The 11,001-nt window shown below is 64.6% G+C and carries 8 protein-coding genes and 1 pseudogene; 6 read left to right on the top strand and 3 right to left on the bottom strand.

The window, feature by feature from the left end; genetic code table 11:
• Positions 1 to 78: 78 nt before the first annotated feature.
• Positions 79 to 2,124, bottom strand: a complete 2,046-nt coding sequence (acs, locus tag J3A64_RS22660) for an acetate--CoA ligase (protein ID WP_210066282.1) — start codon at positions 2,122 to 2,124, stop codon at positions 79 to 81.
• Between the two features lie 469 nt (positions 2,125 to 2,593).
• Here acs and J3A64_RS22665 point away from each other — a divergent pair, with 469 nt between their 5' ends.
• Genes J3A64_RS22665 through J3A64_RS22675 form a run of 3 tightly spaced genes read left to right on the top strand, consistent with a single transcriptional unit; the run spans position 2,594 to position 5,591 of the window.
• Complete coding sequence (locus J3A64_RS22665; RefSeq protein WP_210066014.1) at positions 2,594 to 4,111, top strand: hypothetical protein; 1,518 nt, start codon at positions 2,594 to 2,596, stop codon at positions 4,109 to 4,111.
• Positions 4,112 to 4,122: 11 nt separating this feature from the next.
• A complete protein-coding gene (gene nth, locus J3A64_RS22670) occupies positions 4,123 to 4,917 on the top strand; it encodes an endonuclease III (protein ID WP_210066016.1) in 795 nt (264 codons plus the stop codon).
• The gene (locus J3A64_RS22675) at positions 4,914 to 5,591 is read left to right on the top strand and encodes a CoA pyrophosphatase (RefSeq protein ID WP_014922685.1); all 678 of its coding nucleotides are present in this window, start codon (positions 4,914 to 4,916) and stop codon (positions 5,589 to 5,591) included. Before nth ends, J3A64_RS22675 begins: the two co-directional genes overlap by 4 nt.
• Positions 5,592 to 5,662: 71 nt before the next feature.
• Here the strand turns inward: J3A64_RS22675 and J3A64_RS22680 are convergent, their stop codons facing one another.
• Together J3A64_RS22680 and J3A64_RS22685 are read right to left on the bottom strand one after the other, a co-directional pair.
• A complete protein-coding gene (locus J3A64_RS22680) occupies positions 5,663 to 5,863 on the bottom strand; it encodes a DUF1508 domain-containing protein (RefSeq protein WP_187329898.1) in 201 nt (66 codons plus the stop codon).
• A gap of 187 nt (positions 5,864 to 6,050) precedes the next feature.
• Entirely contained in the window at positions 6,051 to 7,742 is a 1,692-nt protein-coding gene (locus tag J3A64_RS22685) for a bifunctional 3'-5' exonuclease/DNA polymerase (RefSeq protein ID WP_210066284.1), read from the bottom strand.
• Between the two features lie 178 nt (positions 7,743 to 7,920).
• On the opposite strand from J3A64_RS22685, the gene ssd reads away from it, so the two are divergent.
• From ssd to J3A64_RS22700, 3 genes and pseudogenes are all read left to right on the top strand, one after another.
• Positions 7,921 to 9,060, top strand: a complete 1,140-nt coding sequence (gene ssd, locus J3A64_RS22690; protein WP_286176449.1) for a septum site-determining protein Ssd — start codon at positions 7,921 to 7,923, stop codon at positions 9,058 to 9,060.
• Positions 9,057 to 10,349: a TadA family conjugal transfer-associated ATPase gene (locus J3A64_RS22695; protein WP_210066020.1), complete on the top strand. Its 1,293-nt coding sequence runs from the start codon at positions 9,057 to 9,059 to the stop codon at positions 10,347 to 10,349. Before ssd ends, J3A64_RS22695 begins: the two co-directional genes overlap by 4 nt.
• 107 nt (positions 10,350 to 10,456) lie before the next feature.
• A pseudogene (locus J3A64_RS22700) lies at positions 10,457 to 11,001 on the top strand (hypothetical protein); the annotation flags it as partial.

Consider the following 11,001-nt stretch of genomic DNA (forward strand, 5'->3'; position numbering starts at 1 on the left):
GCGGCGGCGTCGCCCAACTGCTTAAACGCACGACGACGCCGCTCGCCTCGGGAGGTGAGCGGCGCCGTCGTGAATTGCTTACTTACGGAGTGATTCCGCGATCTGCGTCATGATACCGGGGTCGGCCAGGGTGGTGGCGTCGCCGGTGTCGCGGCCTTCAGCGATGTCCTTGAGGAGGCGGCGGACGATCTTGCCCGAGCGGGTCTTGGGCAGTTCCGGAACGATCAGCAGCTGCTTGGGCTTGGCGATCGGCCCGATTTCCTTGCCCACGTGGTTTCTCAGTGCCAGCACGGTTTCGTCGCCGTTGTTCACGGCGTCACCGCGGAGGATGACGAACGCCACGACGGCCTGTCCGGTGGTCTCGTCAGCGGCACCCACCACTGCCGCTTCAGCGACGGACGGGTGGCTGACCAGCGCGGACTCGATTTCGGTGGTGGAGAGGCGGTGGCCTGAGACGTTCATGACGTCGTCCACGCGGCCCAGGAGCCAGACGTCGCCGTCTTCGTCCTTCTTGGCACCGTCGCCGGCGAAGTACATGGCCTCGAACCTGGACCAGTAGGTGTCCTTGAACCGCTCCGGGTCGCCCCAGATACCGCGCAGCATGGAGGGCCACGGTTCGCGGACCACCAGGTAACCGCCTTCGCCGTTGGCCACGGACTGGCCGGCTTCGTCCACCACGTCCACGGCGATGCCTGGCAGCGGAACCTGCGCCGAGCCGGGCTTGGTGGCCGTGACGCCGGGCAGCGGGGCGATCATCTGCGCGCCGGTTTCGGTCTGCCACCAGGTGTCCACGATCGGGGCGGGGTTGTCTTTCTTTTCGCCGTTCTTACCGGCGTTGGCGCCGATGACGTCCCGGTACCACATCCACGCTTCGGGGTTGATGGATTCGCCCACCGAGCCGAGGACGCGGATGGAGGAGAGGTCATACTTGTCCGGGATGTCCCGGCCCCACTTCATGAACGTCCGGATCGCAGTGGGCGCGGTGTAGAGGATGGAGACCTTGTACTTCTCCACGATTTCCCACCAGCGGCCCTGGTGGGGGGAATCCGGGGTGCCTTCGTACATGACCTGGGTGGCGCCGTTGATGAGCGGTGCGTAGGTGACGTAGGAGTGGCCGGTGACCCATCCGACGTCGGCGGTGCACCAGTACACGTCCGTTTCGGGATGGAGGTCGAACACGGCTTTGTGGGTGTAGGCGCCCTGGGTGAGGTAGCCGCCGGTGGTGTGCAGGATGCCCTTGGGCTTGCCGGTGGTGCCGGAGGTGTAGAGGATGAACAGCGGGTGCTCGGAGTCATGCCCGACGGCGGTGTGCTCGGTTGATGCCTTGTCCACGGTGTCGGACCACCAGAGGTCGCGGCCTTCCACCCAGTTGACGTCCTCGCCGTTGCGCTTGACTACGACCACGTTCTGGACGGTGTGGCCTTCTTTCGAGAGGGCTTCGTCCACCGCGGGCTTCAGGGCGCTGGGCTTGCCGCGGCGGTACGTGCCATCAGCCGTGACAACTAGCTTGGCCTCGGCGTCCTCGATCCGGGAACGCAGCGCGTCCGCGGAGAAGCCACCAAACACCACCGAGTGCACGGCGCCGATCCTGGCGCAGGCAAGGAGCGTGATGACGGCTTCGGGGATCATGGGCAGGTACACGGCCACGCGGTCGCCCTTGGCGACACCGAGGGTTTCGAAGGCGTTGGCGGCTTTCTTGACCTCTTCGGTCAGCTCGGCATAGGTGTAGGTGCGGGTGTCGCCGGGTTCGCCTTCGAAGTAGATGGCAACACGGTCGCCCAGGCCGTTCTCCACGTGCCGGTCCAGCGCGTTGTACGCAGCGTTGATCTCGCCGCCCACGAACCACTTGGCGAACGGCGGGTTGGACCAGTCAAGGGCCTCGGTGAAGTCCTTATCCCACGTCAGCAGCTCACGGGCTTGCTTGGCCCAGAACGCGGGACGGTCCGCCTCCGCCTCTGCATAGGCGTCAGCACTCGTCACCGCATTGGCGGCAAACTCCGCCGACGGTGCGAATTTGCGGTTCTCGTGGAGGAGGTTTTCAAGCGCCTCGACGTGTGGGGCCTGACCGTTCTGAGCCGTTGAAGCTGCAGCGGTGGCCGTGGATCCGGTGGTGTCCTGGGACATGGTGAACCTCATCATTCATCGATCTTTGCTGCGCGGATCCTGCCACAAGGTCCCCGCCCGGGCCGTCGTCGGCGTCGAGCGCGTTCCCCGAAAGGTCCGCAGAGTGCTGTCCGCCATCAACACTATCGCTTTGAGAGGTCCTACGTGTGCGTCGTCACAAAGCCGGCAGCGAGCGGCGCGGATTTAGCGACGAATGGCGTCCGGGGCGGCTAGGAACCGTTTACATGACGACGACGGCGGCCCGCGCCAGCCGCTGCGGGGGTGGCGACCGCGGGCCATCTCTGTAAGGAACCTTGGAGTTTGCTGTGGGCGAAGCTGTAAGGCCGTTTTCAGCTAGAACCCTGTCAGTGGGGTGGCATAGGCTGAATAAGTCTTGGGACGCACTTCTGGCGTGTCCGGTTCTCGGCGGAATCCCGCGGAGGTCACCGGGCCGGACTGTCCAAGACGCCGCCGTACGAAGGAGAAATAGATGAACCAGCTGAGCCCAGGCCCGCACGACTCATTGCCGACGGGACCGGACACCGCGGCTGGAACGGCTGCAGCTGCGGGTGGTACCGCTGCCGGGAAGCCTGCGCCGGGTACGTCCGGAGCTCCTGTCATGAACGACGCATCCATGAACGACGCTGGTAGGTATGACGCTGTCGCCGGGCCTTTCACCATCCGGGACCTTACTGTTTTCGGCTCCACGCTCCTGATGTTCGTGGCCTCGCTTCTGCCGATGTTCGGGGAACTTTACAACCTCTGGAACCTTGGAAACCTGTTCTTCCTGCTGCTGGGAATCCTGCTGCCGCTGGTTGTGGTGGCACTCTTCGTTGCCCGCAGGCTGCAGCCGGGGACGGTCATCCGTATTGGCTCGCTGTCCGTTGACCAGTTCGCGTCCGTCACGGCCTCGTTCGCCTTCCCTCTGTTCTTCCTCACCATTGCCAACTCGTTCAATGGCAGCGTCCTGTTGGGTTTGGTCGGTTCTGTAGGCCTGCTGGCCGCGACGGTCCTGGCCCCGCATCTTCCGTGGCTTTCCGCCGATTTCAAGGGCCGTGCTGAAACGCCCGCGCACAATGTTGCGCGCGAGGCAGCTGTGCCCAGCCGCAAACCGGCTGCTCCCAAAGAACCTAAGGCCCCCAAAACGCCGAAGCCATCCGACACAGCCGGTTCAACGCCCGGATTCCAAGGGGCGACGCACGGATACCAGGCTCCGGCCGCTCACGTTCCTGCCGCTCAGGCTCCGGGCGCGCATGTTCCTGGTACAGCTGCGGTAGCAGCCTCCACTGGTGCTCCCGGTGCGGGTGGCCCCGCAGGTGCCGGTGCCGCAACCGGTGCGGGTGCCGTTGCAGGCGCCAGCCCCTTCGCTCCGCCGGCCAGCTACGGAACCACGCCGTCGCCGGCAACCGAAGCACCCGCCGTCGTGCATTCAGCTGACGCCAAGCCTGCCGACACCGCTGCCCCTGAAACTGCGGGCCCTGCGACCGCTGGTGCTGCGATCGCTGGTCGTGAAACCGCTCCTGCGCCTTCGGGTGCAGGTGCCTCACCCGCCGTGCCTTCCCCTGAGCGGGCCGAGCCCGCTGAAGAATCGGGGGCAAAGGACGCCCCGAGTTCTGCAACCGAACCGGCCACCACGCAGCACGCTGCACAGCCCGCCACCACTCAGCACGCTGCGCAGCCGGCTGCCGCGGCCCAACAGCCGTGGGCTGCCACCATGGCAACGCCCATAGTTTCCGGTGACACACGGAGGGTCAGCGACTCGATCGGCGCTACCGTGGACCCGGCCAGCCGTCCGGAAGAATCCGATTCGCCCCAGTATGAGGCCTTCTGGTTCGCCGTCGCCCAGCCCCGGACTGCCTATGACGAGCACAGCGGAGCTCCCGCCTTCACCATCGAACCCGGTGGATGGGTCTTGGCGCTGGAAGACCGCGGCCATGAATTCCTGGTCCAGGACACCGACGGCAAGGTCGGGGTTCTTCGGGAGCTCAGCAACATCGAACGCGGCTAGGCAGGGACGCCGTGGCCATCGCTGAAGCTGGTTCGCTGCTCGCGCTCAAACGCCGGGCGCGCAAAATCAACAGGGTTCTCGCTGAAAAGTACCCCTACGCTCATGCGGAGCTTGATTTCAGGAACCCTTTTGAGCTGGTGGTGGCCACGGTCCTGTCGGCCCAAACCACTGATGTGCTGGTCAACCAGGTCACCAAGATCCTGTTTGCCCGCTACCCGGATGCCCGCGCCATGGCTGAGGCGGATCCCCTCGAGTTGGAGACAATACTCCAGCCGGCGGGCTTCTTCAGGGCTAAGGCGCGGAACGTCCTGGCACTCAGCACACGGCTTGTGGATGAGTTCGACGGCGTGGTCCCTGGACGTCTTGAAGACCTGGTGACGCTCCCGGGCGTCGGGCGCAAGACCGCGAACGTGGTTTTGGGCAATGCGTTCGGCGTTCCCGGGATCACGGTGGATACGCATTTCGGCCGGCTTGCCCGCCGTTTTGGGTGGACGGCTTCGGACGATCCGGTGAAGATCGAGTTCGACGTCGCCGACTTATTTGAACCCCGGGACTGGACCATGCTCTCCCACCGAGTGGTGTTCCATGGGCGGAGGGTCTGCCATTCCAGGAAGCCTGCCTGCGGTGCTTGTCCGGTGGCGAGCCTCTGCCCGAGCTACGGCGAGGGCGAGACGGACCCCGTCAAGGCGGCCAAGCTGCTGAAGTATGAGCTCGCGCCGGGAAACGAAGCTTTGCTGGAACAGCTCCTGGCCGAGACGCACAGGGCAGCGGAGATCCGCATGGAATCGCAAAGGAGGCCCGGGTGACCGCGCTGGAGGAACTGTCCGCACTGGTAACCCGCTTTGAAGACGGTCAGCAGCAGCACTCGGCCCTCTGGGAGAAGCTTCCCGTCACCCCCGAAACCAACCGGGCTGCGGCGGTCCTCATGCTTTTCGGCGTGCTGGACAACGTCCCTGCCGAATCCGGGCGTCCTATCGCGCCGGCGGACCTCGATGTCTTGTTGCTGGAACGGGCACACACCCTTGATGACCATCCGGGTCAGGTAGCGTTCCCGGGCGGCAGCGTGGACCCCGAAGACGAGTCTGTGGTGGCCGCGGCGCTTCGTGAAGCCGTGGAAGAAACCGGCCTGGATGCTGGCGGTGTCCGGGTTCTCGGAGTCATCCCGGAACTCGGGCTCATCCGGAGCAACTTCCGTGTGACGCCGGTGCTGGCATGGTGGGATGCCCCGTCACCGGTGCGCGTAGTGGACTACGCCGAATCTGCGCAGGTCTTTAGAGTGCCGGTTCGCGACCTTCTGGATCCCGTCAACCGTGTCACTGCCACCATTTCGCGGTTCGGCCGCACATACACAAGCCCGGGCTTCACCGTAAATGGAGTGCTGGTGTGGGGCTTCACGGGGATGGTCCTTAGCGGCCTCTTCGACGAATTGGGCTGGACCGTACCTTGGGACAAGGACAAGCTGCGCGACATCGACCTTTGAGACATCGACCTTTAGTCGGGTCCTTGCCTCACTGGTTCTTTGCCTCACTGGTACGCCGCGTTGGGGAGCGCCTATGCCGCCTTGCGCGCCGCCGTCGAACGGTCCACGATCAGTCCTGTTGCGGCGTTTTCCCGCACGGCGTTGATCCCGGCAATCACGCCCTCGAGGTGTGTAAATGTGGGTGATTCGGCCACGAGGGTTCCGTCGGCCGCCGTGAGGCGGAACCGGTATCCTTCGTCGTTGTCCTTGAGAATTTCAAACCTGCCAGCCATCGAAAATGCTTCCCCCTTAATGCGTCCCTGCACACTATGTGGACCGACAAAACTATCCACATAGCGAAAGTATCCAGAACCAGGGACCATTCAAAAGTTACTTGGCGGTACCGGTCATTGGCGGGTCATCCCGGCTCATATGGCGAGATGTGACTGGATAGTCCCGCCGCTTCCGGCTATGTTCCGGCTACTTCGCCTTGTCATAGGAATCGACGACGGCCACACTCACCGGAAACTCCACTGGTATCCGCCCGAACATGAGTTCCTTCGCCGCTGTCGCCGCTTCTTCGATGGCGCTGATGCAGGCGTCCACGGCGTCATCGGGAGCGTGAACCATCACTTCGTCGTGCAGGAAGAAGACGAGTTCCCCGGCAGCTGAGCCTTCGGCGCGCAAGGCACGGAGCCGACGTCGTAATTCCGCAAGCCAGCATGCCGCCCACTCAGCAGCCGAGCCTTGGACCACGAAGTTGCGCGTGAACCGGCCCCGCGACCGGGCCAGATTATCGGCGCGCCGTTGTTCTTCGGCGGTGGTGGATTGCTGGCTCCGCAGCCAGCCCGCCGACGGCGGCGGGCTGCTTCTGCCCAGCCGAGTGGTTACTGTGCGGCCCGCTTCGCCCTCACGAGCTGCCTGTTCCACGAATCCGACGGCGCGTGGGTAAGTGCGCGTCAGCTGAGGCATGAGCCGGCCCGACTCGCCCGTCGTAGCGCCGTAGATAGCGCCCAGCAACGCGATCTTTGCCTTGGCGCGGTCACCGCCAAAACCTTGGGCTGCGATACCGGCGTACAGGTCCTTGTCGCGTGCTGCCTCTGCCATTTTCGTGTCCTGGGCCAGTGCCACGAGGACCCTCGGCTCCAGCTGCGAGGCATCGGCGACAATGAGCTTGTGACCCGGATCCGCGTGGACCGCTGCCCGGATGTTGCGCGGGATCTGCAGTGCCCCGCCGCCCCGCGAAGCCCAACGGCCGGACACCACCCCACCCACCACATACTCGGGATGGAACCGACCATCACGGACCCATGCGTCCAACCAGGACCAACCGTTGGCGGTGTGCAGGCGGGAGAGCTTCTTGTAGGCGAGCAGCGGCTGGATTGCCGGGTGCTTCGACTCCTGAAGCTCCCATTGCCGGGTGCTTTTCACCTCGATCCCGTTGCGGTGCAAAGCACGCATGAGGTCCTGCGGGGAGTCCGGATTCAGGCTGGGGGAGTTGAGGATGTTTCTGAGCTCGGCGCAGAGAGCCTCCAACGCCGGTGGCCGATGCCCGAGCGGCGGCCTGGGACCCAGGACATCGGCAAGGATCTGTTGATGCAGCTCTTCGCGCCAAGGGACGCCCGCGTGTTGCATCTCGACGGCGATGATGGCGCAGGCCGATTCGGCAGCGAGGAGCAGCTGAAGGCGTTGCCTTTGCTGATGTTCTGTTGTGACTTGTGAAACCGCGTGCTGCTGGGCCGCGAATTCCTCCCTGAGTTCAGCCAGCCCCGCTTTGGGATTCGACGGTGCAAGGTCCTCGAAGAGCGCGCCTTGATCCGCGGGCGGTGGCGGTGGCTGGAGGACACGGGGCGGTGTTGAGTCGTCGTCCTGCGTGAGCTTGACGGCATGCTTGGCATAGTCCGTGTGGGCCGTGAATTCCGAGTGGGCCAGAATAGCCCCGCATAGCGCCAGGTCGTGGCAACGCTCCAGCTCTATGCCATGGGTCAGCAGTTCGGAACACCAATCTTGGGCGCGGTGCCACACCCAGCGGGGCCGCTGGACTTCGAGGTCGCGCACGACGCCGGGCAACTCACCGCGCGTAACGACGCGGGCGTCAGCGGTAGCTTTTCCGGCGGGGGAGATCCTTTGTATGGCTGCGCCGTCCTGGTGAGCGGCGAGCAGCAAATACATGGTGTCCATTCTGCCCTGTGCGGAGGCGTGGTGTGATGCGCCGGCGTTGTTGTGGCCTCTGCGGCGTGGCTTTGGCGTGGAGCGACTGTTCCTCCACAGCTACGCCGGCACCGCGTGTTGTGCACATAGGGGAATCCGTGCCTTATCTTGCCCGGCCGACTCGAACAGTGTGGATGCCATGAGCAAGCGAGATCGTCGGCATAGGCAAGGCAGCAAGCAACACAGGCAGAGCACCAAGGGAGCAGTTCAAGGGGACGCGGACGGATCCTGGGTGCCACGTGATGCCGTTGGGATCTTGCTCGTTTCCGGCGACCCCTACCTTCAGGAGGAGGCCAAGCGGATAGTCGCCGCTGCAGGCGGAAGCCTGAGAACGGCTCTGGACGTGGCGGACGCCGTCCATGGGTGGGATACCGCCGATGTCGTTTTGGTGGGCAGCGATATTCGTGAGCTGCCGCCGAGGCGGAGGGCTCCCACAGTGTTGCTCGGCAAAGCCTCTGAAAGTGATGGGTTATGGCGTTTAGCCGCGGCGCTGGGGGCTGAGCGGGTGGCTGTCCTGCCCGAGGCCGCCGCCTGGCTGGCCGAACACCTCAGCATGTCCGGTTCCCCTGACCCCGGAGGCGCGGTCATGGGGATCATCGGAGGCAGCGGCGGGGCAGGAGCTACCACCACGGCAATCTGGCTTGCCCAAGCTGCGGCCGGGCATGGCGTCAGCACCGTCCTCATCGACGGTGACCGCTGGGGTGGAGGTCTTGAACTCGCAGTTACGGCTGACGAGATTCCTGGACTCCGGTGGCCGGACTTCGCCGAAACCCGCGGCAGCATTGATCCGTCCCAATTCCGGGATTCGCTGCCCATGGCTGGCGGCTTCGCCTACCTGTCGTGGCCCGGAACCCGCGAATCGGTCCAGATTCCAGCGGCTGACGCCGTAGCTGCCGTGGTTGACGCCGCACGCCGGAGCTTCGAACTCATCCTGGTGGACATCGGACGCAGTGGGGAGGGACTCGGGACGCTCGCATGGGACTGCGACAGGATTCTGCTGCTGACCATGGCCCGCCTCAAATCCGCGGTAGCAGCAGCGCGCGTCCTCAACGAACTCCCGCCCGTTGATGCCGGACTCCTGGTCCGCGGAACCGGCACCACGTCCGTGGATGCGCCGCTGATCGCCGAGACACTGGGATTGCCGCTGCTGGGCGTTCTTCCCGAGATGCGCGGCGTGGCGGCCGGGACCGAACTTGGACGATTGCTGGAACTGGGACGCCGGAAACCAGTCCGCCGTTTCGCAAGTTCTGTGCTTGAGCTGAACGGCACCACCCAATGAGCCGCTTCGCCGAGAGAACCCGCCGCACTCAGGGCCACAGGCTGGACGCTCTCCTTCTTGAGACGGTGCGGGAATCAGTACTCGCAGGGAGCGGACCCGTAACACCGTCTACCGTCGCAGCGGCAGTACAGGCCAGCGGCAGATTACTGGGTACCGCCGGAGCGTTGGAGGCTGCGGAAACCATCAACGCGGAACTGAACGGACTGGGACCCCTCCAGCAGCTCGCCCAGGATCCTTCCGTCACTGACATCTTTGTCAACGGCCCCGACTCGGTCTGGTTGGACCGCGGGAATGGCTTGGAACGTGCATCTGTTCACTTCGAATCTGAGCAGCAGATCAGGTCGCTGGCCACCCGCTTGGTTTCGGCCGGAGGCAGGCGATTGGACGACGGTTCCCCCTGCGTGGATGTCCGACTCAACGGCGGCTATCGGGTGCACGCAGTCCTCGCGCCCATATCGACAGCAGGGACCCTGCTGTCCATCCGTATCCGCCGGGAGGAGGTATTCACTCTCGCCGAGTTGAGGGAAAGTGGCATGTTCCCGGAGCATGTCGAGTCGATTCTCCGGGCCATCATGGCGTGCAAACTGAGCTTCCTCATCAGCGGTGCTACGGGCTCAGGGAAGACCACCCTGCTCTCCACCATGCTCGGGTTGAGCCATCCGGCGGAGCGCTTAGTGCTCATAGAGGACGCCGCCGAACTCAACCCCGTCCATCCGCATGTAGTGACGCTGGAGTCGCGACACGGAAACCTGGAGGGAGGAGGGGCACTGGACCTGGGAGAGCTGGTTCGGCAAGCCCTGCGGATGCGGCCCGACAGACTGATCGTAGGAGAATGCCGTGGCGCTGAAGTCCGCGAATTGCTGACCGCACTCAACACTGGCCACACGGGCGGCGGTGGCACGATCCACGCCAACACTGCCGCGGCTGTGCCGGCGCGATTGGTGGCTCTCGGCGCCTTGGCAGGCCTCAGCGCCGAAGCCGTGCGGTTGCAGGTCTCCAGTGCGCTGGACGTCGTGATTCACGTGGACAGAACCTCGGCGGGACGGAAAGTGGCATCCATCGGTGTAGTGACCGATATTCGGGAGGGCCAGAAAGTGGTTCCTGCCCTTAGCTGGAGCGTGTCAGGAATGACATATGGACCAGCATGGCCCGAACTCGCCTCCCGGCTTGCTCTGGAACCGTTTGAGGTGGACGAGGCGCCCCAGGAAAGGGAAGCGCCGGCAGGTGAGCCGACAGTTGGCCCCGGGTTACTTCCAATGGGAAGGCACAGCAACGGGGTCGCCCCGTGACAGGTGTCTTTGTCCTTCTTGTGGCGCTCGCAGCCTGGCTGCAATTAAGCGGCCATCGGGACAGCAGCCGACGTCTTCGGACGAATCTAGGGGAGCCGACGGGCCGGATGAGAGGCACCCAAGCTCTTGTGGGAGTGTGGCCTGGACGTTCACATCGGCGACACCGGATTGAGCCGTTGTCGCTTGTGGTGCTGGTGCAACAGCTCGCGGCACTCCTGCGCGGAGGACGGGGAACTTCCCGGTTGTGGGAAGAGCTGTGGCTTGTCCATGGTTCACCGCACATCACGGCCAGTGGTGCGGGTGCGGCAGCGGGCGCGGGCACGGGGGCGGGTGCGGCACCGGAGAAAGGGAACGCCGGGTTGTCCCGTGGGTCGCTGGAAGTACTTGCGGCAGCGCGGGCAGCGTCCACCGTGGGAAACTCTCCTGCAGAAGCCATCCGTGGCGCGGCCGCAAAGGTCTATTCGCCACGCCAAAGTTCTGAGCGTCGCGTCTGGATGGAATTGGCCGCGTGCTTGGACATCGCCGAGACCAGCGGTTGTCCGTTGGCCGATGTCCTCACCCGATTCGCAGCCCAACTGGAAGCCGAAGAAGACTCCGAGGCTGCTCGTCAGACGGCGCTCGCAGGTCCCAAGGCTACTGTTCGGCTGTTGTC

Origin of the sequence: Pseudarthrobacter sp. PvP004, assembly GCF_017876035.1 — a bacterium.
Taxonomy (GTDB): domain Bacteria; phylum Actinomycetota; class Actinomycetes; order Actinomycetales; family Micrococcaceae; genus Arthrobacter; species Arthrobacter aurescens_A.

Coding starts and splice junctions, on each gene's coding strand:
- J3A64_RS22695 (WP_210066020.1), top strand. CDS start 9,057: ATGAGCCGCTTCGCCGAGAGAACCCGCCGCACTCAGGGCCACAGGCTG.
- J3A64_RS22665 (WP_210066014.1), top strand. CDS start 2,594: ATGAACCAGCTGAGCCCAGGCCCGCACGACTCATTGCCGACGGGACCG.
- J3A64_RS22680 (WP_187329898.1), bottom strand. CDS start 5,863: ATGGCTGGCAGGTTTGAAATTCTCAAGGACAACGACGAAGGATACCGG.
- ssd (WP_286176449.1), top strand. CDS start 7,921: ATGAGCAAGCGAGATCGTCGGCATAGGCAAGGCAGCAAGCAACACAGG.
- acs (WP_210066282.1), bottom strand. CDS start 2,124: ATGTCCCAGGACACCACCGGATCCACGGCCACCGCTGCAGCTTCAACG.
- J3A64_RS22685 (WP_210066284.1), bottom strand. CDS start 7,742: ATGTATTTGCTGCTCGCCGCTCACCAGGACGGCGCAGCCATACAAAGG.